The sequence below is a fragment of the Spirosoma terrae genome, from assembly GCF_010435915.1.
GTDB lineage: Bacteria > Bacteroidota > Bacteroidia > Cytophagales > Spirosomataceae > Spirosoma > Spirosoma terrae.
Map to the genome: position 1 here is coordinate 363,870 of NZ_JAAFZH010000005.1, position 26,434 is coordinate 390,303.

The following is a 26,434-nucleotide window of genomic DNA, read 5'->3' on the forward strand; positions in this document are numbered from 1 at the left end:
TCATAAATGGGAGAGGGCCACCATGTATACAAATGAAAAAAGCCGCTTGACTAGCGGCTTTCAGCGTTTTTTTGTGATTCGGCTGGGATTCGAACCCAGGACCCATACATTAAAAGTGTATTGCTCTACCAGCTGAGCTACCGAATCATTCCCTTTTTACAAACAGGTCGTTGTCGTTTGGGAATGCAAAAGTAGAAGTTCGTTTTAATAAACGCAAGAGATGGTCTAATTTTTTTTTACTTCACTGGTCAGTTTTATGGCTTCCACAGCTTCCCGAACGTCGTGAACACGTAGTATTCTGGCCCCTTTCATAAGGGCTATTGTGTTGAGAACAGTAGTTCCGTTTAGAGCCTCATCAGCGGTGATAGTCAAGGTTTTCCAAATGGTGCTCTTTCGGGAAAGACCAATCAGAATCGGTTCGTCGAAAAGACTAAATTGGTCGAGTTGATTGAGTAGAAAAAAATTTTGTTCCGGGGTCTTCGCAAAGCCGAATCCGGGGTCGATGATAATATCTTTTTGACCCAGTTTGCGCAATTTGTTTACTTGAATGGCTAATTCGTCAATAACATCGGTGACCAGGTTGGTGTAGGAGGTTAATGTCTGCATCGTTTGTGGCGTGCCCCGCATATGCATTAATACGTAAGGAACACCCAACGAGGCCACCGTTTCGAACATTGCTGAATCCAATGTTCCACCGGCCACATCATTAATCATGACTGCACCGGCTTCAACAGCCTGTCGGGCTACAGCGGCCCGGAACGTATCGACCGATAGCAACGAATCAGGAAAGGCGTCGAGAATGGCGTCTATGGCTGGTAAAACTCGGTCGACTTCTTGTGACGGGCTAATATCGGCCGCGCCGGGGCGGGTAGAATAGCCGCCAAGATCGAGGAACGTAGCGCCATCTTCCAGCATTTTTCCGGCAACATCAACAATTTGCGTTGAGGATGTTCGGCTATTAGCAAAGAACGAATCGGGCGTAACGTTTAGAATTCCCATAACAACAGGTGCCTCTAATGGAATGAGCCGTCCCCGGCAGTTCAGTGTTTTTTTTGTACTTTTGGACACAGTAAGTTTTGAAGTTTGTCGTTTAACGTTTGCGGTTTGATGCGAACGAGTAGTGTCGGCCTTCAAACGACAATCGTTAAACTATGTCTACAACAGAAACCGAATATCGGCAGGTCATTCAACGCTGCAAAGACTTATTCCTGAAAAAAAATCAAGATTACGGTACGGCCTGGCGAATTTTACGTTTACCCAGCATTACAGATCAGATATTTATTAAAGCGCAACGGATTCGAACATTACAGGAAACCGGCGTTAGTAAAGTTGGCGAAGGGATTGAACCTGAGTTTGTTGGTATTATCAACTACTGCGTCATGGCGTTGATCCAGCGGGAGCTTCGTAATGATAGCCGAACGGATATTCCTACGGACGAACTAGAGAAGCTATATGACAAACAAATTGGCGAGGTTATTGATCTGCTTTTTGCCAAAAACCACGATTATGGCGAAGCCTGGCGCGATATGCGGGTTAGCTCTATGACGGATATTATCCTGATGAAACTTTTACGCACCAAGCAGATTGAAGATAATCAGGGGAATACGCTAGTATCGGAAGGTGTTGACGCCAATTATATGGATATGATCAACTACGCCGTTTTTTGTTTGATAAAACTAACAATCAAGTGAAACGAAAGCATCAATGTTGCTTTCAATAGTCTCAACACTTCACCGTAAGGTATGAACCCTACTGCTGCTCAACCCAAAGTTAAAACTGGTACACCACCTATGCTGATTGCCGCTCAGATAGCTCGCTTTCTGGTTGGCGTCATTTTTATATTTTCTGGCTTAATAAAGCTTAACGACCCTGTAGGCACGCAGATTAAATTCGAAGAGTATTTCGAAGTGTTTGCGCAGGACGTGCCGTTTCTGCACGACTTCTTCATGGCGCTGGTGCCGTTTACGCTGGCGATGTCGGTCTTGTTTTGTGCCGCCGAAATTATTCTTGGTGTAGCATTGCTGGTTTCCTATAAGCCGAAACTGACGAGCTGGCTTCTTTTCTTTCTCATTACGTTCTTTACGTTCCTGACCTTTTATTCGGCGTATTTCAACCGCGTAACGGACTGTGGCTGCTTTGGCGATGCCATTAAGTTAAAGCCCTGGACATCATTCGGTAAAGACGTATTTCTGATGATATTGATATTATTTATCATTGGCCATCGGAACCGTATTCGGCCTCGTAAAACGGGCTGGGTCATTACGTTAACAACCATCCTGACCCTCGGGCTGGGGATCTACGCCATCTCGTTCCTGCCTCCGCTCGATTTGCTGCCTTACGCGGTCGGAAAAAGCATTCCGGCCCAGATGAAGCCGTCGGAGCCGTTACGGTACAAATACGTGATGGAGAAGGAGGGCAAAACTCAGGAATTCGATCAGTACCCTACCGATCAGAGTTATAAGTTCAAGGAAATGCTCCTGGTGAACGAAAATGCCAAACCAAAAATCACCGACTATCGTGTCTGGAACGATGAAGGCGATTTTACGCAACAGACGTTTGAAGGCAACAAGCTGTTCATCATTGTAAAGAATATTAAAGACATTGATGCCGGGAGTCTCCCTGCTATTCGCTCACTGGTAGAGCAATTGAACGGATCGAGCATCAAACCTTATATTCTGACGTCGACCAGCGACGATGAAATTAAGGCGTTTCGGAAGGAATTCCAGCTCGATAATGTGCCGTATTACAAGGCTGATGCTACCGTACTAAAAACCATCATGCGCTCAAATCCAGGTACCTGGTTGCTTAAGGACGGCGTAGTACGTGGTAAGTGGCATTACAACTCAACACCAGATGCTGAGGAGGTTAAGTCTTTGGTTAACTAGTTTGTGGTTTATGGTTTATGGTTTATCGTAGGTAAAACCGAGAAGGAGTCGTTGGGTAGCTACTATAAACCATAAACCATAAATTATAGACCATACTCTCTTTTGCTTGAAAAATATTTTCCTGATAGGAATGCCCTCATCGGGCAAGAGTACGCTAGGCAAAAAAATTGCCGATGCGCTGCATTATCGATACGTCGATACGGATAAGCTGATTGTTCGCGACGAGGGACGTAGCATTCCAGAGATTTTTGCTCAGTCGGGCGAGGATTACTTCCGCGAGGCAGAACGACGGGTTTTACGGACAATCCGGCCCGGTGATAGTACGGTTGTATCGACAGGAGGAGGGATGCCTTGCTTTAACGATAACATTAGTTACATCAATGCATCGGGTATTTCGGTATTTCTGGATGTACCGGTTGCTATTCTGGTTCAACGTATCCTGGCGCATGGAGCCGAAGACCGGCCTCTCAACAATCCAACTGATCCCGATTTGTTGGCTACGTTGCAGCAACGATATATGAATCGACTACCGATTTACAACCAGGCTCATATTGTTATTTCGGGTGAAACAAATGAAGAATACGTACTACGAAGAATAGGAGAGTTGTTGTAAATAACACCAACAAAAAAGCTCGATCGCTGTACGATCGAGCTTTTTTGTTGGGGAAGCTTTTAAGCTTTCTAAAATCAAGTATTGATTAGTGTTTTTTTATCATTCCGACATAGGAGGAACCTTCGGGTGAAAGTTGTTTGACTGGATGATCCGAAGGTTCCTCCTGCGTCGGAATGACAAAAATTTTATCAAAGCAAAACTTTAAGCAAGTTCGATGTTGGGTTCGTTCTAAAAGAACACGCCAAACGAGAGCATTACGTTGGTATTTCTATTGTTGGTGTTCACCGTTGGCGTGTCAATATCACTAGGAAGCTGATAAGGGGTAAAGCCCGTCTTATAGGTTAAATAAGACCCCGATAGATCGGCGAAGAAGCGTTCGTTACGTACGCCTAAACCGGCTGACAGCAGCAGTTTGTCGCGATCTGTTTTGGCAACCCGATCAAGATCGACTTTGTAAGCACTTGGCAAATAGCCTACGCCTGCCCGTAAACGTAGCAGACCCGCCCTAATTTCGGCACCTGCTCTAAGGTTAACCACATTCTGATAGGTTGATTGTACGATGCCCCGTACGTCGGTTTTAAAGTCGGTATTATCCTGCTGCGACGAGAAGTAGGAAGTACGTACCCGCATACCGCCGTAACCAACATATTCGGCCGTAGCTGTGATAAACCCGATTTTGCCTTTACCCAGGAAATACGTAGCACCACCCGACGCGCGGAAAGGTGTCTGTAACGAGTAATCAAAGTTATCGTACGGAGACGTAACGTCAACTCGGTTTGGGTTTCCCCCCAGATTGATCAGTGATGTTGGGTTAACTACAAGGGTTTGTGCAAAAACCTCCCGTGCACTGCTAAACGTAGGGCTAACAACGGTAGCTCCGATCTGCAGATCGTTGTTCAGTTTATAAATAATACCCAACGTTGCATTAACTCCATTACCTGTTACGTCAAACCGATTGATCTGGCTATAATCGATGTAGTAACGCCCGTTGATTGGGGCCTCAAGAAACACAAACTCGGATGCATATTTAAGGCGGGTTAGTGCAATTGATCCTCCAATGTATAATTTGTCGTCTAAGTTGCCAGCATAAGCAATAGTCCACTGCGAATGCGTACCGGAACGTGATAGAGTCGCACGTTGATCTTTGGCAAGCGTAGCATCAAATCGTGTGTATGGAGGCCCTGACCCGTTAGCACCTAAGTCAGTTGGGTTAATGAGAAAAAGACGATAGGCTCCTGCTTCTCTGAAACTTACGGTGTTTGATGCCCGATCATAATCGTCACTTAATTCGGCCTCACTATAGTTGCCCGCATTAGCCTCATTGATATAGGTTTGGGCAAGAGAGGAGTTTGGATTCCGGTTGGTTCCGCGGGCATCCACATAATCGTAGAAATTGGCAGATTGTGAATACGTAACACCGAAAGCCGTTCTACGCCAGCGTCGTTGTGAATTTGAGTTTCCGGCTAGCACCAGCCCCAACTGCCCTATATTAAATTTGCTGCCTGTGCTACTTGTCTGCCCACCCAAAAACGAGTTTTGGTTATTGACCAGATTAAACGAAGGGCTGATACTTAATTCGGATCGATTGTAGAAAGCGAGCCCGGCCGGGTTACCGAAAATATTGCTGGCATCACCACCCAGCGCTGCCTGATTGCCGCCCAGACCACGGAAACGCGCTGTTCCGGTTTGTGAGAAATCAGAAAATCGGAAAGCGTCATCAGCGTAGTCGGCAGCGGGACCTTGTCCGTACGTCAGCCCCGCGCAACTCAGTAGCAGGGCCGAAAAAAGGTACTTTGTATTCATAAGCGTATGCGATTAAACCAGCGAATGACACGTTTGTGGTTAGAGCGTCACTATCCTAAAACGTTTAATCTAAGGGATTAAAAAAATGGCGGTTATTTGCTAGTATAACAACGAAAAATCCCGCCGATTGTCTTTTATCGGCGGGATTTTATTTTTTACCTCACATATATACTAGCGTGGTCCACGGCCACCACCGCCAGTACGTCCACCACCACCGGAGAATCCTCCGCCACCACTGCTTGGGCTTGGAGAGCTGAAGCTACGGCTAGGAGCGCTAGGCTGGCTAAAGCTAGGCTGGTTGTTGAAACTACCCCGGCTCTGGCTCTGGTAAGAAGGCTGCTGATAGCTCTGTGTTGACTGTTGCTGATAGCCGCTACGTCCACCACCACTGTAAGAAGGGGCCGTGTAACTGCCACGGCTGTTCGAACGTGGACGAGCGTAGTAGTCGTTACCACTGTTGTACGAAGGCGCTGCCGAAGAACCTGTGCTGTTGTTACCTACCCGGCCATTGCTGGAACCGTTGTCGTAGTAATACGTACCCCGGCTGTTGCCGTTGGATGGGCGTGAGTAATAGCGACTGTCTGAAGCGCTGGCTGAACCTGAGTTATAGCTGCTACGTCCTCCATTTGGATTGTAGTTCCGTGGCGAGTTATCGAAGCCAGAAACGTACGAGCCCGCCGAGCGACCTGCGCTACGGTTATACGTACGTGCCCGATAGGGGTCTGCACCCGTTACAACTACATTGTTTACGTAAACAGGAGAACCCCAGTAGCCACCATATCCACCACCCCAGCCACCATAGAATGGTGAGTAGAACGGATTGTAGAAGCCACTGTACGCGTATGGGCTGTAGAACGAATCATAGAACGGACTAAAGCCACCATAGAATGGCGAATTGAACGGGCTGTAGGCAAATGCACTGCCATAGAATGGAGAATAAAATGGACGGCCAAAACCCATGTTAAAGCCACCAAGCCCCATTCCTAAACCCAGGCCGCTGTAAAACCCGAAGTTATTGAAGCCCCAGCGATTCCAGCTATAAGCTGACGTGGACGCTGCGTTGTAGCCATTAACAAAGCCAGCGTTGTAGCTGTTGTTATTGCTGTCGCCCCAACCCGGATCATCCGAAAGGCCACGGTTTAGTTTACGAGTACTTAACTCGGAGTAATATTCGTCTGTGTTGCTGCTGTAGCCCTGCTGCTCATCATTGTAGTCAGGGTTCGCGTTACGTAGCGACCGTTGTTGACGGCGTAACTCCCGCGAATTTTGTGGAGCAACCGAAGCGACGTCTGATGAGTTGCTGGCGTATACAACAGCGTTACCGGAGCTGCCATACAAATCATCCACTTCGCCAGCGTTTTGGGCTGTCTGCTGACTCGATGAGCAGCTCCAGAAACCCATCAACGCGGCTAGCGTCAAGTATTGGTATATGCGTTGCTTATTCATTTGGCAAGGGAATTAAATGTAGCAAAACCTCATTTCTGTGTCATTTAAACTTATAACAAAGGTTTGACACGTTTGATTACAAAAATAAATCAAAAACCTATCTTTGCAACTTTTCAATTATTAGATTCTGATTAGAATGTAATGGTTTAAATCATTCGTAAAAAAATAGAGAAAAAGAAGACTGAGGGTATATACGTACCTGCACCACTGCGTTTTCTGATCCTAACCGGGTATATCGATAAAACACAGTTGTTAGGCTTTTCGTTTGGCCTCTGCTTCGACTGTTTTCAGCATCATGGCAAAAGCAATTCCATCCCGTAGTGAAAATTACTCTGAGTGGTATAATGAGTTAATTAAAAAGGCCGACCTGGCCGAAAATTCAGCGGTTCGTGGCTGTATGGTTATCAAGCCTTATGGTTTCTCGATCTGGGAAAAAATGCAGCGGGCCCTAGACGATATGTTTAAGGAGACCGGGCATTCGAACGCTTATTTCCCCTTATTCATTCCGAAGTCGTTCCTGAGCAAAGAAGCCTCTCACGTAGAAGGATTTGCCAAAGAATGCGCCGTTGTTACCCATTATCGGCTTAAAAATGCCGAGGATGGTTCGGGCGTAATCGTTGACCCGGAAGCGAAGCTGGAAGAAGAACTTATTGTACGGCCAACCTCCGAAACGGTTATCTGGAGTACGTACAAAAACTGGATTCAGTCGTACCGCGATCTGCCGCTGCTGATTAACCAGTGGGCTAACGTAGTACGTTGGGAAATGCGTACTCGTATTTTCCTGCGTACGGCTGAGTTTTTGTGGCAGGAAGGGCATACCGCTCACGCTACGGCAGAGGAAGCAGAAGCCGAAACTCGCCAGATGCTCGACGTATACGCTACGTTCGCCGAAGAATGGATGGCCGTGCCCGTCGTTCGGGGTTCTAAAACGCCGAGCGAACGGTTTGCCGGCGCTAACGATACGTTGTGTATTGAAGCCATGATGCAGGATGGGAAGGCCCTTCAGGCTGGTACGTCGCACTTTCTTGGACAAAATTTTGCTAAAGCATTCGATGTACAATTCCTGAATAAGCAAAACCAATTAGACTACGTTTGGGGAACATCCTGGGGTGTTTCTACTCGTTTGATGGGTGCTTTGATTATGGCTCACTCCGACGACGACGGTCTGGTGTTACCACCGAAACTGGCTCCTATCCAGGTGGTTATTGTGCCGATCTATCGGAGTGAAGAACAGCTGGGACAAATTTCGGCTAAAGTGAAACCGTTGCTGCAGGAATTGCGGAAAGCCGGTATTTCGGTGAAATATGATGATTCGGATGCCAACAAGCCTGGCTGGAAATTTGCGGAATATGAACTCCGTGGCGTTCCTGTTCGGCTGGCGATGGGTGCTCGTGATCTGGAAAATGGTACGGTCGAAATTGCCCGGCGCGATCTGAAAACCAAAGAAACAGTGCCGTTCGATGGGCTGACTGAACGTATCCAGAATCTGCTGGACGATATTCAGCAAACGATTTATAATAAAGCGCTCAAATTCCGGCAGGAAAACACCTTTAAAGTCGATACGTTCGAGGAGTTTCAGGAGCAAATTGAAAAAGGTGGTTTCCTGCTCGCTCACTGGGATGGTACGGCGGAAACCGAAGAAGCGATCAAAGACGCAACTAAAGCCACCATCCGGTGTATTCCGTTCGATCAGGAGCCGGAAGAAGGGGTAGATATCTACTCGGGCAAACCGTCGAAAGGCCGGGTCGTTTTCGCCAGAGCGTATTAGTCTCTCTTAACAAGGGCTCCTGTTAGCCTAAAATGGTACTGCCGTTATTACTGTTATTGTCTGAGCAGTAGTAACGGCAGTACGTTTTAAGTCAACAGAGAGTTTGTAGTCGTATGTCAGGCAGGATCAGAAAGGGGCTGACGGATCGTCAGTTTCTGCTCTTGTGTGCGGTGTAAATACCAGCTAACAACTGCATACGTCAGACCGGACAAGCCAATGAGCCATACCGCTCCCCAGGGACTTAAGTAGGACCAGGTCCGCCGGCTAATTCCATCCATCATCGCCATCAGCATCATGCATAAACTGAGGGCCATAATAAACGCGTTACGTAGCGTAATCCGGTAAGCACGCCGTAGATCATAGGCCCCGTAGGCTTTGTTTCTGAATTCGAACACAATATCGTCCAGACTAGCCTGCCGAAGCTGATCGTCGGTCATGGCCAGCTCGGTTTGATAATGATCACGCAGATGACGTACTGCCGTTACGTTGGCCTGGTCAAGAACGGCCTGCATAGCTGATTCGAAAGGCAGGCCAATCCACATATAATACTCTACATCACAGGCCAGATGATCCAGTAGTTCGTCGACCAGCGCATCGTTTGAGCCACTATGGATCAGGTGTTTATGCAACATCGCTACTTGTTGCGGACTGAGTTTTTCCATAACTCCGACTGTGTTTTGTTGGTTGAGTTGATTTAGGAATAAATTAATGACCAGTTGCTAACTGGGGTGGGGTTAGCAACAGCGTACGCATCGCTTCCATAAAGCGTTCGAAATCAGACACTTTTTGTTCGGCGGCTTTATTGCCCGTTGGCGTCAGGGAATAGTATTTACGAAGCCGTCCGTCTACTTCTTCGGTTTCGGTTATGAGTAGTCCTTCCTGCTCTAACTTATGAAGTACGGGATACAGAGCCCCGAACGATAAAGTGATTTCGCCTTTGGTTCGCTCCTTAACGGCCTGCGTAATCTCATAGCCGTACATTCGCCCTGGTCGCGACTTGGCTTCTCCCGTTGCTGGTTGTTCGGCGAGTAGTTTTAAAACGATCGTTTTCAACGTCCCTCGTAAAAATTCATTGCTCGACGTATCCATGATACAAAAATTGGGTATCGTAAAATTTTCTGTAAATTATATGTAAGATTCCGATATATGCAACTGGCAGCAGATGAATTTCTAAAAAACTCATTCACCTTTTTCAGTCAGCTGAACAAAACCAGGCAAACTCCTTGTTCGACAGATATAAAATAACGATCTAGATATGACGGGTGAAGTCAATCCATTTATTACGCCTGAGCTTATACAATCGGCGCTAACCTACCATCAATACGTTACGTTGTCGAACGAACTGCTGGCTCAGGCACGCACTACATCAGAAGCGCCTAACTACAATACGCCCGAAATTCTGGGATATGCCAAGTTAAATCTGCACCGCATGAACCGCCTTGATAAGCTAACGGCGATTAATCCGGCTCTTAAAACGGCTCTAAGTCAACTTTCGGAACCCTGGATATGGCTGGTGCTGACTGAATCCTGGTGTGGTGATGCGGCTCAATCGATTCCCGTTATGCACCACATTGCCGAAGAAGCTGGTAACATAACGATCCGTTTTCTGCTGCGGGATAAAAACCCGGAGGTCATGAATGGTTATCTGACAAACGGCGGTAAGTCGATTCCTAAACTGATCTGTTTGCGGGCCTCTGATCTGGTTGAACTAGGTACATGGGGCCCACGACCGGCTGAGCTGCAAACCCTATTCTGGGAGTGGAATGCCCTGAAACGGCCATTCCCGGAAGTAGCCGAAGATCTCCAGCGGTGGTACAATAACGACCGTACCGAGTCGATTCAGCGTGAATTGCTGGAATTGATTAAGGAGTGGAACCATTAGCGTGTTCTTATGTCAAGGCGGGCAGTATCATCCTCCCCATTATCATAACCATTGCCTGGTGTTGAGTCAGTATCAGCCCGACTGGCAGTGATAATCTGAGCCTGATTGATTAGTCGACCACTTCCAGTAACTCGCGCCTGGAACGTAGTAAAGGCTTTTGCACCAGCTGAAATAGCTCCAAGTTGGCTGGTTAAGACTTGGGCATTGACCGACCAGTTCATACCTGACTCAAAGGTCATTCCAGTGGGTAGTATATGCTCAATGGTGGCGAAGGAAACAGCCTGCCCTCCTGAATTAGTGACAAGAATCGTAAATGAAACAATGTCATTGAGGGAGAGAGATAGCTTGTTCGCTATCAACTGTAGACTTAAGTCTGCTTTTGTTGGATCGGGTTGTGGCTGATTGGAGGCCACTGGTGGGAGAGGTTGTTGATTCGGATTTGGCGATACAAAAAAAGCAGAGCCATTATCTCCGGTTCGAAAAATTAGTCGGCTGGCGTCGTCTTGCCCATCTGCTGTTCCGCTGCCTGGCTGGGAATCGGGATCAGGGGTGTTACAAGCCAACAACTGGGCCTCATTTTGGAAGGTACCTGACTGTTGGGGAACGATTTGGTAAACAATATCAATCACTTGGTAAGGGTTTAACGATGCTATGGTTCCAGTCAGGACGTTGTTGTTATTGACTAAACCTCCACCAACATAAGCCATATGTTGAGGCAACCTGTTTTCAACCTGAATTTGTTGTGCTTCCGTTGGACCATCATTTCTGACGGTTAACGTAACCGTTATCGGCTGATTGATCGTAGCGATGAGTGCTGACGATTTCATGGATAAGCTGATGTCTGCAAGGACCGTTGGGCGGGGTTTGAATGTAAGCTTCCAGATAGCCTGACGGCCTTCTTCAATGACATAAAACGTATTGCCAATACGCTCTGCATCGGTTGGAGACATAAAGCCATCGACAACTTTGGTTGTTTGGGCTGTGTAATTGGTAGTAGCAGGGTCATACTGAAGTTTGATGTGCAGTAAATCTTCTCCAGATTCTTCGGCAAACAAATAGCCACCCCGTATACCGCCACTTCCCGAGTAACTAAGGACGAAGGCGTCGCCAGTAAAATCGGCCAGACTGTTGTCGGTGTCAAAAACCAATCCTAGTGGCGAACGGTGGCCTGTGAAGGTGGTAAGTAAATTGGCTTTCAATACCTGACCGGAGTTTGGATCACGTAGGTAAGTTGCGTCCGGGCCAATATTTCGAATCGGCTGGGTTACCACGAGATTGGCTGGACGAGCAGGAAAGGCTGGGTCATTATAAAACTTTTGGCGTTGCTCGGCAGGCATAGACGCCGGTAATAATTTGTCCTGGTTAGGATCGTAGCCAGGGAACTGCTGAGGAGTTTGATTACCGCCCATCTCCCAGGGAAACCCGTAGTGATGACCTGCCCGTAGCCAGTTCATTTCTTCGGGATCATCGCGATCTCCGGAATTCTCTACACCAAATAGTCTACCCTGACTGTCCAGGGCAAGGTCAAATTCATTACGTACACCCCGGCAAAATACGTAACCAGACTGGTTAAGAGCGGCCAGATTATTGGGTAAATAAATCGTTGACGGAGGATTCAACGGGAGTTTAAAAATCGTTGCGGTTAATGGAACCTCGCGCGTATTTGGGTATAATCCGCCAGTATCCTCAACTTCTCCATGATCTGTTCTCGAACCGCTGCTAATATATACTGAATCCTTATTGGGGCTTATGCATACCGCACTAAAGGCGTGATCATACTGGGTTACTGATGATGGGTAAGGTTCCGTCTGCATGAGCCTTTCCCAGTGCCAGCTGCCGTTCGGTTGGCGAGTTCCTTTTACAACCAGGCCATACCCCCGTTGACCTGATTGCTTGAAATTTCCGGCCAATACCATTACACCGTTGGCGAATGCCATTCCCTGCATATAATTAATTCCATGATCAATGGCTGACCCTATAAGAACATCATACGGCTGCCCACTGTCTGGCTGCTCTATTCGAAAGAGATCGCCTGTATAGGCGTTGTAAAACAGGGTTTGGGTCGTTTCGTCATACGCTAGCCTAACTCCACGGACTTGCGTATTCATAAACTTTTCGACCGTAATGTTGGGATGTAACGAACGAGGGAGTTGAGCCTGGGCAGTTAAAACATGCAGAACTGTAGAAATGGTAATAAACAACCACATGTATTTGTAGTTCATCACAAATAAGAAGACTTGATTTGCAATGAATAAGAGCCTATCCAAAAAGGTGAATGTCAGCAAGTCTTTTCAAAAAATACGCTTACTACGGAACCCTTCACTATAGTTCTGTACTTTTGAGGGAGTATTCACTTAACATTAGTGTTTTTATGGCACAGGCAAAATCCGGCGATACCGTTCAAGTACATTATACAGGTACGCTGACCGACGGAACCGTATTTGATTCGTCAGTAGGACGTACTCCTCTGGAGTTTACGGTTGGAAGCGGACAGGTTATTAAAGGCTTTGACGAAGGCGTAGCTGGTATGAACCAGGGCGAAAAGAAAACCATCAATATTCCGGTGGAAGACGCGTATGGCCCAGCTAACGAAGAAATGATATTTACGTTGAACCGTTCTGAAATTCCAGACGATATTCCGCTCGAACTAGGAATGACTCTCAATATGCATGAAGATGGTAATCCACGACCCATTCCGGTTATCGTTCGCGATCTGACCGATGCGACCGTAACGCTGGATGCCAACCATCCGCTGGCTGGCCAGGAGCTGGTGTTTGAAGTGGAATTAGTTGGGGTGAAATAATCGTTCGGTTCTATCCGTAGATTAACAATGGTCAATACGTAGTGTGTCATGTGCATACTACGTATTGACCATTATCTGTTTAGGGCTACTCATCTTCCTGGTCAAGAATCAGTAGCTCACCTAGTTCACGTAGCGCCGTTTGAATGCCACGGAGATTGGCTCTGGCCACGTACGCTGCCAGCGCCACGGTTATGGCGCCTACGTTGATGGCAACCGTTACGTTCTGAATGTGTTGTAAACCTGCTTTGGCCATGTCGGTTGCCTGCAGAATGGTCGTTGCCATGTCGGCTACGTTGGCAAACGCAGGTCGGACGGCTAATGTCTGGAGGTCCTGAGCCCGATTCAGTAAGCTGGTCTGGTAGGCGTTCAGGTCCAATTGCTGTTCATAGGTAAAGTCAGACCAGTGACTAACCTGAAATTCGTTCAGGGCGCGCGCCATCAACCGGTAGCCGTTCGCAATACTGACGATTTGTTCAGGGGTGAAGTCTTCCATAAACGGGAGTAAGTTGCTCCAGGTCGCCCCGGAGTTGTTCTAATGTACTTATATACGCGCCAATGCCTGCCAATGATGCTTTGCTGTTCCATGTAGTCCGGTTCTGATAGAGCTCATCATAACCAGAACGTACTGTTTTCAGCGTTTTTATGTGCGTCAGAACAGATAGTCTTTGTTGCTCAATGGTTTTGGCTGTCTGGAGCCATTGCCGGGCTAAATCTCGCTTTTGACTATAGGTTAATGATCTATCCTGAATCAGTATATTTTTGTAATGGCCGTATTGTTGTTCGCGGCTGATATCGACTACGTCGGCAAGTCGTTCATACGCAAACGCCAGTACCGCAATCATCTGTTGGACATCCTGATGACTTTGCTCCAGGATGTTTTTCAGCTTTTTACGGCGATACGTTCCTGTTGCCAGACTACCCACCAGATTGGCTACCCGATTGAAAGCCGCAGTTTCGGCAGTCGTTAGTTTGACGGCTGATCCCTGAAGAAAACTATCAAACGATTTTGACTGGAGCCGAACCGGAACAAACGAGCTACTTGTGTTAGATAGCGCATCAAGCGCCTGGAAATAATTGATCAGCAACAAACTGCCAGCATTCGTGAGACTATCGGCTAGTTGGTATGCCCGCAAAGAATCGTGCCGAATTCGTGCCGCAAAATCAATTCCAATGAGTGGAATTTGGTTGAACGGGTGAAGCGCGAGCGAGTCATCCTGAACCCTTTCCTGATAAATGCCGGTAAACGTGACGGGTAGTGTTTTGTGCTGTTTTAAACTACCAATCGTTGATTTACTGAACGTATTAACGGTTTTTAATGAGACACAACTGCTTAGCCATACCAGAGAAGCTACGATGTATAGATAAATTCGATTCATACAAGGAAAGTCGGTGGTGCTGTTAAGATAAGCAGTTATAAACCGATCGCTATACGCTGGTGCCGACTTTTGAACGAACGGTAGATACTGGCAAACAAGAGTACCTATTTTGAGTTTGATGCGGTATGGATTCGACACCGCTACATATCGGCTATGCTTGTATCAACCTCAGTTTGCAGGCCAATAAAATCACGACGAACCGGGGAATGGTTAAAAAAACGTTCACCGAGAAGGGGATAGCTTATGCCTCTGAACTGGCTCTAAAAAATGTTCGGGACTTATTGACAATCGTAGACTGGAACCTTGAACATGGTTTCCAACTGTTCCGAATTTCGTCTGATCTGTTTCCCTGGGCCTCAGAATACAGGATTGCTACGTTGCCCGACTTTGCAGAAATACGAGAGACACTCGAAGAAATTGGCGCACGACCCATTCGGCTAACCATGCATCCGGGGCCGTTCAATCATTTGGCGGGCCAGGGGAAGGTACTGGAAAACACCATTAAAGATCTGGAATACCAATCGGACGTATTTGATTTGATGGGCCTGAAGCCATCGCACTGGAATAAAATTAACATTCATGCGGGTGGCACTTACGGAGACAAAGCGGCAACGTTAGCGCGATTTGCCAAAAATTTTTCACTTCTCTCCGAGAATCTTAGGGCCCGACTAACCGTTGAAAATGACGACCGGCCAAGTCTGTATACGGTTACTGATTTGGTGTCGCTGTATGAAGCGATCGGTACACCAATTGTCTTCGACTATTTTCATCACTCCTTAAATCCCGGAAGCCAAACCGAAGAGGAAGCTTTTCTGACGGCCTATAACACCTGGGATGTGCGTCCTGTTTTTCACTACTCGGATTCGCGTCAGGAATACGAAGATCCCAAGGCAAGGCGCGAGGCCCATGCCGATTGGCTCTATTCGGCGGTCAATACGTATGGCAGGGAAGTGGATATTGTGTTTGAATCCAAAATGAAAGAACTGTCTATTTTACGATTGCGGGGAGAAACCATAGAAGTAGTGCCAAAATAAAAGCCCGCTACGTACTAAACGTAGCGGGCGGGGAGGAGTTGGGGGCGATCGACTTGTCCGAAAAATCAGATCGCTTGAGTTAATTAACGCGTAATCACTACGTTGTTACGTTAGTGTTTGATATTGATTCTCGTCATGAATTGCTTTTGCGATGGACCAACCACGAATGTGTAGGCACCGTCTGGCAAAGCTGTCAGATCGAAACGCCGGGTTGATCCCTTGAACGTATCGGTTTGAACCAGTACATTCTGGGCATCGTAGATCGCTACGTTCGCTTCGTCTACGTTGTAGGCTGGCAGATTGATCTCAAATTTATTCTTGTCGTAAGCAGCAACGGTTGGCTCCATCACTTGCTGCATGTTACGTTCGTCGACGCTCAGTGCATTGCCTTTGATGGTCAGGCCCTGCGACATCCACCAGCTGTTGTTACCTGCCGTCAGAAAATACTGGCCATCGGGCAGACTGTTCAGGTTGAAAGACGTTGCTTTCTTCTGGTTTTTAGCAATCAATCCACGATACAGCAGATTGCCGTCGGCGTCGATAATTGCCACTTCAATCGGCGATGCCGTTTTTGTATGAAAACGTACTTTCTTTTGTTCGGACTTCTCAATTTTCACCCCATAGGCTCCTGCACCATTGTCGGCGTTGGCAACTCCCATGCCAGCCAGACCCCATACTGAAAGTAGTACGGCAATTGATAAACGGAACTGTTTCATTTGGTTTGAAATTTTTGTTTTACCGTGACAAAGGTGAAACGAGAAGCCTATTTAGCGCAATAGGGGAAGGCCTGACGGACAGCCATTTATGAAAAAATCGTCTAAAAAGACAATTCATTCTGAGTAAATTAGGTTGATTATGGGAAAAGTACAATAAGTCCCTATTTATTGCGTATGATTTGTATTTTTCTAATAATTTTAAAATTTAGGACTATCCAAACTCAGGCGATAAAAATTCATATGGAAAGTACAATTCTACAAAATGTGTACGCTTTAGGGACTTTGCAGGCAGTAAAACTAATGTGGCAAAAAATTCGCTTCAAAGGTCGAATTACTACGTTCATTCGCATAGAATAAGGTCGGTCTGAATGGGCTATATAGCCATTCGATCCGACCTTATTTAGAGATCAGGCAAGATTAAGTAGAGCACTGAAAATACATTAGGGCATTTTTTGTCAGCATGACAAAAAATGCCCTTGTATAGAATACTCGAAACTAGTTGTGCTTGGATACTTACATCAAAATATTTTCGACGGCTTGTACTCGTTTCGGTAGCTCTGTTTCGCCCAGCATATCGCGCAGGTCAATTTCGATATTCCGGCATATGGCCGTCATCGGAATATCATTGATGCTATTTTCGAACGGGTTTTCGCTGGTATCCCCCACGATTTCCATCGTATTGAAAATCCAGGCAATCACGGTAAAGAAGGGAACAGTCAGCCAGATGTGCCAACCGCTTACTTTAGCCATTTCGGTTAGCAGCCCATAGGGCAATACGGCAATAAATACCCACGTGAACAGATAACTGAAAAAAGCGTATTGCCGGGGAAACGGGAACGATTTGATACGTTCGCAGGCTCCCTGCTGGTTATAAAACTCGACCAGCATCCGCTCCAGATCGACGTGGTGATAATCGCTAATGTGACCGGCTTCCTGTAGTTCGCGAAGCTGGGCCGATTGTTCACGAAGCAGATACGTTGCCGGATTAGGATGTTTAATGATTTCTTCAATGTCGCTGTCGGACAAAAAACGGCTGAGTTCTTTATCCAGGCTACATTGTTTAAAGGCAGCAATACGTTCAATCACTTCATGCGCTACGTCGCGGTGCAGCTCCCATACTGGTTTCTGGCGTAATTGAACACGAACAGCCGTAATGTAAGCCAGGTGTCGGTAAATCAGGGATTTACGAATCTCCAGAAGCTCTTTGTCCACGAATGGGTCATTCGTCTTTTTGACGTAATCGAGCACCATGATGGCCCAGGAGCGGCTCGCATTGGTAATGCTGCCCCAGATTCGGCGGGCTTCCCACAAACGATCGTACGAAGAATTATTTTTAAAGCCTACATAGAACGCCACGGCGGTTCCGATCGTCGCTACAGGAACAAAGGGAATGGCCAGGAAAGTCCAGCCTAACACAGTGTAAAGCAGGCAAATAAGTGTAGAGTAGCAAAGGAATAGGAGGATGGCGCGCCAGGTAAACGGAAATACAATATGAAAAGGAACGCGTTTGGTTGTAAACATGAGCAGGAGGAATGAGGTTAGAAGAAAGGTATGTAAAGCACTAAAATAGGGCTAGAATCGATTTAAAGTATGATTACACACAGGTTCTGGTTGTAAAGCTTACTTTTTTATCTGGTTATCTGTAAAAACTTCATGTTCATGGATCATGTACTCAAAGGGCAGATTGCGATTGTGACTGGTTCCAGTAGCGGTATTGGAGCGGGCGTTGCTAAATCACTTGCCGAGGCTGGGGCCTCTGTTATTGTCAATCATTCATCGCCATCCAGCAAATCGGCGGCAGAAGCGGTGCTGAAAGAAATCACTGACGCGGGCGGAACGGGTTCAATTGCCCAGTGCGATGTCAGCAAAGAAGACGAAGTCATCAAGATGTTTGCTGATGTGATTGAGCAGTACGGAACGGTCGATATTCTGGTGAATAACGCCGGTTTGCAGCGGGACGGCAAGTTTGACGAGATGACACTCGACCAATGGAATACGGTTATCAACATTAACCTGACTGGTCAGTTTCTGTGCGCTCGCGAAGCCATTCGGGAGTTTCTACGGCGAGGGCCTCGTCCTGACGTATCAGCGGCTACTGGCAAAATTATCTGTATGAGTTCGGTACACGAGCTGATTCCCTGGGCTGGTCATATTAACTATGCTGCGTCGAAAGGTGGCGTCAAGATGCTGATGCAGTCCCTAGCGCAGGAATACGGCGACCGCAAAATTCGGGTAAACAGTATTTGTCCGGGAGCCATCCAGACCCCCATCAATAAACCAGCCTGGGAAACTCCGCAGGCGATGAATAGTTTAATGACCTTAATTCCGTATAATCGCATTGGCCAGCCATCCGATATTGGTAATCTGGCCGTGTTTTTAGCCTCCGATCTATCCGACTACATCACGGGTGCCAGCATTTTTATCGATGGTGGCATGACGGTGTTTGAAAGTTTTGCGTCAGGAGGGTAAGGGAGTTTATAGTTTTTGGTTTATAGTTTATAATGGCTGACGCAAGACCGCTTTGCGAACCGGCATGTCTGACCACTATAAACTATAAACCAAAAACTATAAACTGAAAACTCAGTTTATGACCACCGAACAACAACGTTTAGAAGATCCTGCCTGGCGGCAATGGGGACCTTATGTGTCTGACCGCCAGTGGGGAACAGTGCGAGAAGATTACAGTGCCAATGGGGATGCCTGGAACTACACCACCCACGATATGGCGCGCAGCTATACATTCCGATGGGGGGAAGAAGGGATCGCCGGTTTTTGCGATGATCGGCAGCAGCTATGTCTGGCGCTGGCACTCTGGAATGGGAAAGACCCAATTCTGAAAGAGCGTTATTTTGGCCTGAGTAACGAAGAAGGTAATCATGGAGAGGACGTAAAGGAGCTTTATTACTACCTCGACAATACGCCCACCCACGCTTATCAGCGGATGCTCTACAAATATCCTCAGTCGGCTTATCCCTATGATGAACTAGTCGCTGAAAATCATCGGCGGACAAGGCTTGATCCTGAGTTTGAGTTACTGGATACTGGTATCTTTGATGAGGATCGGTATTTCGATGTATTTGTCGAGTACGCCAAAGCGGGCCCGCAGGATATTCTGATGTGTATTACCGTGTACAATCGGGGGCCAGAAGCGGCTGATTTACACGTATTGCCGACGCTCTGGTTTCGAAATACCTGGATTTGGGGTGATGATTCGGATGGCGTGCTGAGCGCTCATCCACAACTATCGCTTCAGCCCGACGGAACCGTGCTGGCCGAACAAGTTGGGCTGGGGCGCTACGTGCTCCATGCCGACGGTCAGCCTGATTGGCTATTCTGCGACAACGAATCTAACCTGGTTCGCTTGTATAATACGCATAATGGAGCTCGCTACCCCAAAGATGGTATTCACGATTACGTAGTATATGGTCGAGAAACCGTCAATCCAGCAAAGACAGGCACAAAAACGTCGGCCCATTATTCGCTGACTATTCAATCGGGAGCTTCGGCGACGATCCGGCTTCGGCTGGAACCATCCGGCCAGCAAAACTCATTCGACGATTTTGAGCGTATTCTGACACAGCGTAAAGTGGAAGCTGATGAGTTTTATGAATACGTTCAGCCTTTCCAGGCAACGAACGACGAGAAATTAGTGCAACGACAGGCATTTGCCGGAATGCTTTGGAGCAAGCAGTATTACTACTACGACGTAGCGCGGTGGCTGACTGGTGATCCCAACAGTCCTCCGCCCCCCGTTGAGCGACTGAAAGGACGAAATCATTCCTGGTTGCAGCTAATTAATGCCAGTGTTATTTCCATGCCAGACAAATGGGAGTACCCCTGGTATGCTGCCTGGGACTGGGCATTTCACTGCGTTACGTTAGCCGTAATTGATCCTGGGTTTGCCAAGCAACAACTTATGTTGCTCACCAATGAATGGTACATGCATCCTAATGGACAATTGCCTGCTTATGAGTGGTCGTTTAGCGATGTAAATCCGCCCGTCCATGCCTGGGCAGCCTGGCGGATTTACCATATGGAGCTGGAACGTAAACCGCCCGGCGAAGAAGATATTACGTTCCTGCGCGCCATTTTTCATAAGCTGATGCTGAATTTTACGTGGTGGGTTAACCGGAAAGACGAAACAGGAAATAATATTTTCGAAGGCGGATTTCTGGGGCTGGACAACATCGGTGTTTTTGATCGCAATGCTATACTGCCCGACGGCAGCCATCTGGAGCAGGCCGATGGTACGAGCTGGATGGCCATGTATGCTCTGAACATGATGCGAATCGCGCTGGAGCTGGCTCGGCACGACCACGTATATGGCGAACTGGCAACGAAGTTTTTCGACCATTTTCTCTACATCGCCGGAGCAATGACCAGTATTGGCGAAACGAACATAGGGCTTTGGGATGAGCAGGATGGCTTCTTCTACGATCAGCTTCGAATGTCGGATGGCAGTGTCAAGCGAATGCGGGTGCGGACTATGGTGGGCCTGATACCTATGTTTGCCGTCGAAATTCTGGATGACGATCTGCTAAAAGCCCACCCCGCTTTTCTGGATCGAATGAAGTGGTTTCAAAGCCATCGGCCTGATTTGTATAATCAGGTTTCGCGGTATACCGAAACCGGAAAAAGTGAAAAACGACTGCTGAGTCTGCTACGTGGTTTCCGCCTGAAATCGTTGTTGAGCAAGATGCTGGATGAAACTGAATTTCTGAGCCCGCACGGCGTTCGGGCAGTTTCGAAAATTTATCGGGATCAACCCTATGAGTTTACGCTCGACCACACTACGTTCCGATTGGCTTATACACCCGCCGAGAGTGATAGTGATATGTTTGGCGGAAACAGCAACTGGCGCGGCCCGGTCTGGATGCCGTTAAACTACCTGATGGTTGAAACACTTCAGCGATTTTATCATTACTTCGGCGACGATTTTACGGTTGAGTATCCGATTGGATCAGGAAAGCAGATTACGCTGAACGACGTAGCCAGCGAATTAATGAATCGGCTCATCAGTCTGTTTACACTGGATGTGAACGGAAAACGCGCTACGTTTGGCCAGCATCCTAAATACCAGGATGCTTATTTTCGGGATTACGTATTGTTTTATGAATATTTCGACGGCGATAACGGGCGTGGTGTTGGAGCCAGCCATCAGACCGGTTGGACTGGGCTCGTTGCTGAATTGATTGATCGAAAATATGGCAGCTGGAAATAACGAGTCGAGATATGGTTTTTGACGCAATCGTAGTAGGATTAGGAGCGATGGGCAGTGCTACGCTTTACCAGCTTTCCCGACAAACACCGAACGTATTGGGACTGGATCAGTTTAATCCACCCCACACCCTGGGTTCGACGCATGGCGATTCACGTATTACGCGGCAGGCCATCGGGGAGGGTTCCTATTTTGTCCCCTTGGCGCTACGTTCGTACGCCATATGGCAGGAGCTTGAAGAACAAACGGGACAGCAACTGATCACGAAAAACGGCGGTCTGTTCGTGGGTCGGGCAAATTCCGATGTGCAGATGCACAATAAGCCCGGTTTTCTGTCAACTACCATTCTGGCAGCGGAGCAGTACACTATTGCGCATCGACTACTCGATAATCGAACGCTTTGTAACGAATTTCCGCAGTTTCGATTTCAGGACGATGATATAGGTTATTATGAAGTTAACGCCGGTTTTCTGAATCCCGAACGATGTATATCCGCCCAATTGAACCAGGCCAGCCAAAACGGAGCAACCGTACGAAGCAACGAACGAATGCTCTCGTTTACGGAGACAAGTAATGGCATTCTGGTTCATACGAATGTGGGTGAGTATTCCACGAAAAAGCTGATTCTAACTACAGGCCCTTGGGTAACGGATTCATTGGCCGATACGCCTTATCGGAACTTGCTGAAAGTCTACCGGCAAGTGCAGTACTGGTTTGATGTGGAGGAAAATTATCATTTGTTTATGCCTGATCGTTTTCCTGTATTTATTCTGAGTGATCGGGATATGTATGGGTTTCCGGCCATTGGCAATTCTGGTGATGGGATCAAAATTGCGATGGAAACGTACCAGCAAACAACCTCTCCCGAGTCCATTAACCGTACCGTTTCGGAAGCGGAAACTCGCTCGATGTATGAACAGTGCGTAGCGCCCAACTTTGTGGGTATTGGACCTAAATGTGTTAAATCGGCAGTATGTATGTACACAATGACGCCGAACGGCGATTTTCTAATCGATTATCACCCAGCTCATAAGAACGTATTGATCGCATCGGCCTGTTCGGGGCATGGCTTTAAACACTCGGCTGCGGTAGGGCAGATTCTGGCTGAGCTGGCTATCCAGGAACGTACCGATTTCGACATAAAGCCTTTCAGCCTGACCCATTTTAATACGTAGTGTGTCGCGGTAGGCTACGCCAGCAAGGTGAAGATCAGGGCTATGATGGCCGGTAATGCCTGAACGAAAAAGATAGAGCGTTGGGCCGTTGCTGCGCCGTATACTCCGGCAACAATCACGCAGCCTAAAAAGAAATACGCTACGTTCTTGCTCCAAATTGGATCGTTGATGAGCAACGACCAGATCAGCCCGGCGGCTAAAAAACCATTATACAATCCCTGATTGGCAGCCAGCGCTTTAGTAGGTTCAAAAAGCTCTGGAGCTAGCGACTTAAACGTTTTTCGGCCTCGGGTTGTCCAGGCAAACATCTCCATCCAAAGAATATACACGTGCTCAATGGCAACCAGACTTATCAGGAGTTGAGAAATGAGTTTCATGGCGAAAAGGTTGGTAGATGATAGGGAGAAAGAGTGATCGTTCTAGTTAACAGGCGTCAGTATCGAATAATAAACACTATCACGAAACCGACCGTGGTAGAATTGATTTTCTTTGAAATGAGCTTCCTGAACAAATCCTGCCTGCTTTAGCACGTTAGCCGATGCGGTATTGTCGGGATCGATGATGCCTTCGATGGAGTGTAGCTTCATCGTTTGAAAGCCGTAGTTAACCACCGCCCGAAGTGCTTCCTGCATGATGCCCTGACCCTGATAGTCCAGGCTCAACAGATAGCCAACTTCAGCCCGATAATGCTCTTTCGCCATTCGGACGTAACCGATGGTTCCAATGACTTTGGGGGATTGCTTGAGGGTGATAGCCCACGTAATACTGTTGTTCTGACGAATTCCATCGTTGATATTCTGAATCAGTTCAGCAGCATCAGCTACCGACTGCGCAACGGGACGAGGAATAAACCGCATGATGTCGGGATTAGACCGCAACGCGAAGAAATCGTTTTCATCGTCGCGTCGTAGTTGCCTAAGGCAAAGTCGCTCCGTAACCAGCTCTGGAAAAGGGTTGAAATGTACGCTCAGCATAGGGAATGAATGGGAGTAGTTGCACCCGTAAGCTAGCTAAATTCAGAACATTATCATCGGTTTATGTACTGAACTGTATAAAACGACCCATTGACGGTCAGTTTTGTAACGGCTCCATAATCCAGGTTGATGCGGTAGGCGTTTTGTAGCGACAAATCCAGAAAAAGACAAAGCAGGGCGCGGATAACACCGCCATGCGAGACAATAAAGACCGGTTGAGTTGGCTTCGATTGTGCCAGTGGCATAATGGATGATTGCCAGAAATCGCGAACTCGCTCGAATAGATCGAAAAAATTCTCTCCGTTTGGGGTTCTTATGGTCACAAAGTCACCCATCCAGGAGTCGAGTGTTGCGCGGTCGATATCATTCCAGGGGACCATCTCCCAGTCACCGAAGAAAAATTCTTTCAATCGGTCGTCGGTCTGCACGGGTAGTGGATGGGAATCGACCGTCTTTTTTTGACCCGGAGCAATTTCTATCTGACTCCCAGGCGAAAAATTGCGCGATAAATCATCCGCTAATTGTCGACAGCGACGTAGCGGTGACGAAAAAATAGCCATCGGATCGTCCGGTAAATGGGCGATCAGGCGGTCTCGTTGCTCTTCGTACGTATCAGCAAGATCGATATCCGACTGCCCGTAAGCGACCCGTTCTTTTAGCGCCACTTCCGTGTGACGAATCAGATAAACATCCATTGGTTTATGGTATATGATGTTAGATGTATGGCATATAATGAGTTTGCCAATAAACCTACACGCAGTAGTCTGTTTTTATTGAGCGATAGCACGATAGTGTCGGATAACACCATCGATTAATAAAACATATGGCTTACCTCATACATCTCAAACCGAGACCCACAAAAGCGATACAAAGGAAAGATACACGATTACTTCTGTTACCTGCTGTACAGCGCCCAAACAGTCGCCGGTATAGCCACCCAGCCATTTCCGGAAAAACCAGATAAATCGCCAGCGTACTAAAAACAGCGGAATCAGAAACAGCAGATAAATCCAGAGGGTGGTGTAAACAACTAAAGCCAGTAAGGGAGCCAACCCAAATAACGTAGCAATTGTTAGTTGACCGGCTGTAAGGCCCTGGGCAATGGGCTTTGCCTTGGCGTCCAGATCTTCGCGGGCGTAGGGCAGAGACCGGATCACTGTAGCCGCGATCCACCGGCTCAGGCTATGGGCGGAGAGATATTTCAGGGCAACTGGCCACCCGAATGCTTCGACCGTCAACATGGATTGTAGGGCAAAAAACTTAACAGCTAGCAGCAAGCCAAGCCCCACCGAACCGTAGGTGCCCAGCCGACTGTCTTTCATGATAGCCAGAATTTTCTCTTTTGTCCAGCCCCCGCCAAATCCATCGCACACATCGGCAAAGCCATCTTCGTGAAAAGCGCCCGTTACCCAGATCGTTGCGATCATGCTAAAAAGGATGGGCAGGTAGGTTGGTGGAAACAGGATCGTACTTACCCAGTACACGCCAATGCCAATACCGCCTACAAGCCAGCCGATCAGCGGAAAAAAGATGGTCGACCGGTTTAAGGTATCAGCCGAATGGTCAATACCCTTCGGAACCGGTAGGCGGGTATAGAACATGAGAGCGGTAAAGAAGAGTCGCAAGGGAAGGTTCTTAGTTTATGGTTTACAGTTTATAGTTTTCAGTTTATAGTGGCTGGCCCAGGATACTTCTGACGCGTCAGCCACCATAAACTATAAACCATAGACTGAAAACACCTTTATAAAATGTCCATAGTTGCCATGTCATTGAGCATATTGACCGCAGCCTGCACGAGGGGATAAGCCAGTGCACAGCCGGTGCCTTCGCCCAGCCGAAGATTCAGATTGAGCAACGGTTTAGCGTTGAGCAAATCAAGCATGAGTCGATGGCCTGCCTCATCTGACTGATGACAGAAAATGCAGTGCTGACGGACTGCCGAATTTAGTGTAGTTGCCACCAGAAGCGCCGACGTAGCAATGAAGCCGTCAACCAGAATAACCATACCGTTTTCAGCGGCTTGTAACATGCCGCCCACCATTGCCGCAATCTCCAGACCGCCCATTGCCGCCAGGATGTCGGTGGGGTTGGTCAGATGCTGATATTGGTCCGCAACCGATTGGAGAATGGTAAGTTTTCGGTGCAAACCAGCATCATTGAGGCCGGTGCCACGCCCAACACAGTCAGGAAGAGAAAGGTTGGTGAATCGATGCATCAGTAACGATGCTGACGACGTATTGCCAATGCCCATTTCGCCAAAACCCACTACGTTACAGCCCCGATACTGAATGCCGTTCACCAGGGTTTTTCCGGCGTCTATGGCCGCTGCACATTCGTCGGGTGTCATGGCGGGTTCAACGTGCATATTTCGGGTGCCGGGACGGATCTTGTACTTGACAAAACGCTCCGTGTTTTCGTCAAAAGTCCCGTTCACGCCAACGTCGCAAACCAGCAGCTTCAGGCCGTTTTGTTTGCAGAAAACATTAATAGCTGCTCCTCCGGCAATGAAATTTTTGACCATACCATACGTAACGTCGGCGGGGTAAGCGCTCACGCCTTCGGAGGCCAGGCCATGATCGCCCGCAAACACCAGCATGTGTGGATTGGTCAATACGGGCGTCTCCGTCTGTTGGATCAACGCAATCTGGAGTGCCAGTTCTTCCAATTGGCCCAGTGCCCCAATCGGTTTAGTTTTATAGTCAATACGTTGTCGAACCGTTTCTTCCAGTGATGAGGCCATT

25 protein-coding genes and 1 tRNA gene are annotated in these 26,434 nt (G+C 47.6%); 10 read left to right on the top strand and 16 right to left on the bottom strand.

The window, feature by feature from the left end; all coding sequences use genetic code 11:
* Nucleotides 1–74: 74 nt before the first annotated feature.
* Nucleotides 75–147, bottom strand: a tRNA-Lys gene (locus GK108_RS14405).
* A 78-nt stretch (nucleotides 148–225) separates the two neighbouring features.
* Nucleotides 226–1,068 (bottom strand): dihydropteroate synthase, encoded by an 843-nt coding sequence (folP, locus tag GK108_RS14410; protein WP_163949407.1) that lies wholly within the window; start codon nucleotides 1,066–1,068, stop codon nucleotides 226–228.
* A gap of 83 nt (nucleotides 1,069–1,151) precedes the next feature.
* Here folP and GK108_RS14415 point away from each other — a divergent pair, with 83 nt between their 5' ends.
* From GK108_RS14415 to GK108_RS14425, 3 genes are all read left to right on the top strand, one after another.
* Nucleotides 1,152–1,691 carry a DUF1599 domain-containing protein gene (locus tag GK108_RS14415; RefSeq protein WP_163949412.1) on the top strand — a complete coding sequence of 180 codons (540 nt, stop codon included), beginning with the start codon at nucleotides 1,152–1,154 and terminating at the stop codon, nucleotides 1,689–1,691.
* 51 nt (nucleotides 1,692–1,742) lie between these two features.
* Nucleotides 1,743–2,885 carry a BT_3928 family protein gene (locus tag GK108_RS14420; protein ID WP_246224900.1) on the top strand — a complete coding sequence of 381 codons (1,143 nt, stop codon included), beginning with the start codon at nucleotides 1,743–1,745 and terminating at the stop codon, nucleotides 2,883–2,885.
* A gap of 106 nt (nucleotides 2,886–2,991) precedes the next feature.
* A complete protein-coding gene (locus GK108_RS14425) occupies nucleotides 2,992–3,498 on the top strand; it encodes a shikimate kinase (protein ID WP_163949415.1) in 507 nt (168 codons plus the stop codon).
* A gap of 228 nt (nucleotides 3,499–3,726) precedes the next feature.
* On the opposite strand, the gene GK108_RS14430 is transcribed toward GK108_RS14425, so the two are convergent.
* Nucleotides 3,727–5,301: a porin family protein gene (locus tag GK108_RS14430; RefSeq protein WP_163949418.1), complete on the bottom strand. Its 1,575-nt coding sequence runs from the start codon at nucleotides 5,299–5,301 to the stop codon at nucleotides 3,727–3,729.
* 171 nt (nucleotides 5,302–5,472) lie between these two features.
* On the bottom strand, nucleotides 5,473–6,747 hold the full coding sequence (locus GK108_RS14435) for a pilus assembly protein (protein WP_163949421.1): 1,275 nt from the start codon (nucleotides 6,745–6,747) through the stop codon (nucleotides 5,473–5,475).
* Nucleotides 6,748–7,042: 295 nt separating this feature from the next.
* Between GK108_RS14435 and proS the strand changes: the two genes are divergently transcribed.
* Entirely contained in the window at nucleotides 7,043–8,515 is a 1,473-nt protein-coding gene (gene proS / locus GK108_RS14440; protein ID WP_163949425.1) for a proline--tRNA ligase, read from the top strand.
* Nucleotides 8,516–8,631: 116 nt separating this feature from the next.
* On the opposite strand, the gene GK108_RS14445 is transcribed toward proS, so the two are convergent.
* Both GK108_RS14445 and GK108_RS14450 read right to left on the bottom strand, forming a co-directional pair.
* Entirely contained in the window at nucleotides 8,632–9,177 is a 546-nt protein-coding gene (locus tag GK108_RS14445; RefSeq protein WP_163949428.1) for a hypothetical protein, read from the bottom strand.
* A gap of 43 nt (nucleotides 9,178–9,220) precedes the next feature.
* Nucleotides 9,221–9,604, bottom strand: coding sequence for a PadR family transcriptional regulator (locus GK108_RS14450; protein ID WP_163949431.1), 384 nt, complete (start codon nucleotides 9,602–9,604; stop codon nucleotides 9,221–9,223).
* 166 nt (nucleotides 9,605–9,770) lie between these two features.
* Here GK108_RS14450 and GK108_RS14455 point away from each other — a divergent pair, with 166 nt between their 5' ends.
* Entirely contained in the window at nucleotides 9,771–10,397 is a 627-nt protein-coding gene (locus tag GK108_RS14455) for a thioredoxin family protein (protein WP_163949434.1), read from the top strand.
* Here GK108_RS14455 and GK108_RS14460 read toward each other — a convergent pair.
* On the bottom strand, nucleotides 10,394–12,619 hold the full coding sequence (locus tag GK108_RS14460; protein ID WP_163949437.1) for a PQQ-dependent sugar dehydrogenase: 2,226 nt from the start codon (nucleotides 12,617–12,619) through the stop codon (nucleotides 10,394–10,396). The genes GK108_RS14455 and GK108_RS14460 overlap by 4 nt on opposite strands.
* Before the next feature lie 149 nt (nucleotides 12,620–12,768).
* Here GK108_RS14460 and GK108_RS14465 point away from each other — a divergent pair, with 149 nt between their 5' ends.
* Nucleotides 12,769–13,200 carry an FKBP-type peptidyl-prolyl cis-trans isomerase gene (locus GK108_RS14465; protein ID WP_163949439.1) on the top strand — a complete coding sequence of 144 codons (432 nt, stop codon included), beginning with the start codon at nucleotides 12,769–12,771 and terminating at the stop codon, nucleotides 13,198–13,200.
* Between the two features lie 85 nt (nucleotides 13,201–13,285).
* Here the strand turns inward: GK108_RS14465 and GK108_RS14470 are convergent, their stop codons facing one another.
* Nucleotides 13,286–13,693, bottom strand: coding sequence for a hypothetical protein (locus tag GK108_RS14470; protein WP_163949441.1), 408 nt, complete (start codon nucleotides 13,691–13,693; stop codon nucleotides 13,286–13,288).
* The gene (locus GK108_RS14475) at nucleotides 13,674–14,576 is read right to left on the bottom strand and encodes a hypothetical protein (protein WP_163949443.1); all 903 of its coding nucleotides are present in this window, start codon (nucleotides 14,574–14,576) and stop codon (nucleotides 13,674–13,676) included. Before GK108_RS14475 ends, GK108_RS14470 begins: the two co-directional genes overlap by 20 nt.
* A gap of 125 nt (nucleotides 14,577–14,701) precedes the next feature.
* On the opposite strand from GK108_RS14475, the gene uvsE reads away from it, so the two are divergent.
* Nucleotides 14,702–15,610, top strand: coding sequence for a UV DNA damage repair endonuclease UvsE (uvsE, locus tag GK108_RS14480; RefSeq protein ID WP_163949445.1), 909 nt, complete (start codon nucleotides 14,702–14,704; stop codon nucleotides 15,608–15,610).
* Nucleotides 15,611–15,720: 110 nt separating this feature from the next.
* Here the strand turns inward: uvsE and GK108_RS14485 are convergent, their stop codons facing one another.
* Nucleotides 15,721–16,326 carry a flagellar hook assembly protein FlgD gene (locus tag GK108_RS14485; RefSeq protein ID WP_163949447.1) on the bottom strand — a complete coding sequence of 202 codons (606 nt, stop codon included), beginning with the start codon at nucleotides 16,324–16,326 and terminating at the stop codon, nucleotides 15,721–15,723.
* A 513-nt stretch (nucleotides 16,327–16,839) separates the two neighbouring features.
* Nucleotides 16,840–17,847, bottom strand: a complete 1,008-nt coding sequence (locus GK108_RS14490; protein ID WP_163949449.1) for a bestrophin family protein — start codon at nucleotides 17,845–17,847, stop codon at nucleotides 16,840–16,842.
* A 138-nt stretch (nucleotides 17,848–17,985) separates the two neighbouring features.
* Between GK108_RS14490 and GK108_RS14495 the strand changes: the two genes are divergently transcribed.
* The 3 genes from GK108_RS14495 (at nucleotide 17,986) to solA (ending at nucleotide 22,719) form a co-directional block, all read left to right on the top strand.
* On the top strand, nucleotides 17,986–18,795 hold the full coding sequence (locus tag GK108_RS14495; protein ID WP_163949451.1) for a glucose 1-dehydrogenase: 810 nt from the start codon (nucleotides 17,986–17,988) through the stop codon (nucleotides 18,793–18,795).
* 118 nt (nucleotides 18,796–18,913) lie between these two features.
* Nucleotides 18,914–21,547, top strand: a complete 2,634-nt coding sequence (locus GK108_RS14500) for an MGH1-like glycoside hydrolase domain-containing protein (RefSeq protein WP_163949454.1) — start codon at nucleotides 18,914–18,916, stop codon at nucleotides 21,545–21,547.
* 11 nt (nucleotides 21,548–21,558) lie between these two features.
* Entirely contained in the window at nucleotides 21,559–22,719 is a 1,161-nt protein-coding gene (gene solA, locus GK108_RS14505) for an N-methyl-L-tryptophan oxidase (RefSeq protein WP_163949456.1), read from the top strand.
* 14 nt (nucleotides 22,720–22,733) lie between these two features.
* Here solA and GK108_RS14510 read toward each other — a convergent pair whose 3' ends face one another.
* The 5 genes from GK108_RS14510 to cobT all read right to left on the bottom strand — a co-directional run bounded on the left by GK108_RS14510 (nucleotide 22,734) and on the right by cobT (nucleotide 26,433).
* On the bottom strand, nucleotides 22,734–23,096 hold the full coding sequence (locus GK108_RS14510; protein WP_163949459.1) for a DUF1304 domain-containing protein: 363 nt from the start codon (nucleotides 23,094–23,096) through the stop codon (nucleotides 22,734–22,736).
* Nucleotides 23,097–23,138: 42 nt separating this feature from the next.
* Nucleotides 23,139–23,693, bottom strand: coding sequence for a GNAT family N-acetyltransferase (locus GK108_RS14515; protein ID WP_163949462.1), 555 nt, complete (start codon nucleotides 23,691–23,693; stop codon nucleotides 23,139–23,141).
* Between the two features lie 53 nt (nucleotides 23,694–23,746).
* Complete coding sequence (locus GK108_RS14520; RefSeq protein WP_163949465.1) at nucleotides 23,747–24,388, bottom strand: histidine phosphatase family protein; 642 nt, start codon at nucleotides 24,386–24,388, stop codon at nucleotides 23,747–23,749.
* A gap of 147 nt (nucleotides 24,389–24,535) precedes the next feature.
* A complete protein-coding gene (locus GK108_RS14525; protein WP_262887420.1) occupies nucleotides 24,536–25,318 on the bottom strand; it encodes an adenosylcobinamide-GDP ribazoletransferase in 783 nt (260 codons plus the stop codon).
* A 116-nt stretch (nucleotides 25,319–25,434) separates the two neighbouring features.
* Nucleotides 25,435–26,433: a nicotinate-nucleotide--dimethylbenzimidazole phosphoribosyltransferase gene (gene cobT / locus GK108_RS14530; RefSeq protein WP_163949470.1), complete on the bottom strand. Its 999-nt coding sequence runs from the start codon at nucleotides 26,431–26,433 to the stop codon at nucleotides 25,435–25,437.
* Nucleotide 26,434 lies beyond the last annotated feature (1 nt).

Bases quoted from the DNA above. Each gene is read 5' to 3' on its own strand.
- GK108_RS14470 (WP_163949441.1), bottom strand. From the start codon at position 13,693: ATGGAAGACTTCACCCCTGAACAAATCGTCAGTATTGCGAACGGCTAC.
- GK108_RS14495 (WP_163949451.1), top strand. From the start codon at position 17,986: ATGGATCATGTACTCAAAGGGCAGATTGCGATTGTGACTGGTTCCAGT.
- GK108_RS14420 (WP_246224900.1), top strand. From the start codon at position 1,743: ATGAACCCTACTGCTGCTCAACCCAAAGTTAAAACTGGTACACCACCT.
- GK108_RS14415 (WP_163949412.1), top strand. From the start codon at position 1,152: ATGTCTACAACAGAAACCGAATATCGGCAGGTCATTCAACGCTGCAAA.
- cobT (WP_163949470.1), bottom strand. From the start codon at position 26,433: ATGGCCTCATCACTGGAAGAAACGGTTCGACAACGTATTGACTATAAA.
- GK108_RS14445 (WP_163949428.1), bottom strand. From the start codon at position 9,177: ATGGAAAAACTCAGTCCGCAACAAGTAGCGATGTTGCATAAACACCTG.
- GK108_RS14475 (WP_163949443.1), bottom strand. From the start codon at position 14,576: ATGAATCGAATTTATCTATACATCGTAGCTTCTCTGGTATGGCTAAGC.
- GK108_RS14465 (WP_163949439.1), top strand. From the start codon at position 12,769: ATGGCACAGGCAAAATCCGGCGATACCGTTCAAGTACATTATACAGGT.
- GK108_RS14520 (WP_163949465.1), bottom strand. From the start codon at position 24,388: ATGGATGTTTATCTGATTCGTCACACGGAAGTGGCGCTAAAAGAACGG.
- solA (WP_163949456.1), top strand. From the start codon at position 21,559: ATGGTTTTTGACGCAATCGTAGTAGGATTAGGAGCGATGGGCAGTGCT.
- GK108_RS14515 (WP_163949462.1), bottom strand. From the start codon at position 23,693: ATGCTGAGCGTACATTTCAACCCTTTTCCAGAGCTGGTTACGGAGCGA.
- GK108_RS14450 (WP_163949431.1), bottom strand. From the start codon at position 9,604: ATGGATACGTCGAGCAATGAATTTTTACGAGGGACGTTGAAAACGATC.
- GK108_RS14485 (WP_163949447.1), bottom strand. From the start codon at position 16,326: ATGAAACAGTTCCGTTTATCAATTGCCGTACTACTTTCAGTATGGGGT.
- uvsE (WP_163949445.1), top strand. From the start codon at position 14,702: ATGGATTCGACACCGCTACATATCGGCTATGCTTGTATCAACCTCAGT.
- GK108_RS14510 (WP_163949459.1), bottom strand. From the start codon at position 23,096: ATGAAACTCATTTCTCAACTCCTGATAAGTCTGGTTGCCATTGAGCAC.
- GK108_RS14460 (WP_163949437.1), bottom strand. From the start codon at position 12,619: ATGAACTACAAATACATGTGGTTGTTTATTACCATTTCTACAGTTCTG.
- GK108_RS14500 (WP_163949454.1), top strand. From the start codon at position 18,914: ATGACCACCGAACAACAACGTTTAGAAGATCCTGCCTGGCGGCAATGG.
- GK108_RS14430 (WP_163949418.1), bottom strand. From the start codon at position 5,301: ATGAATACAAAGTACCTTTTTTCGGCCCTGCTACTGAGTTGCGCGGGG.
- GK108_RS14455 (WP_163949434.1), top strand. From the start codon at position 9,771: ATGACGGGTGAAGTCAATCCATTTATTACGCCTGAGCTTATACAATCG.
- GK108_RS14490 (WP_163949449.1), bottom strand. From the start codon at position 17,847: ATGTTTACAACCAAACGCGTTCCTTTTCATATTGTATTTCCGTTTACC.
- GK108_RS14435 (WP_163949421.1), bottom strand. From the start codon at position 6,747: ATGAATAAGCAACGCATATACCAATACTTGACGCTAGCCGCGTTGATG.
- proS (WP_163949425.1), top strand. From the start codon at position 7,043: ATGGCAAAAGCAATTCCATCCCGTAGTGAAAATTACTCTGAGTGGTAT.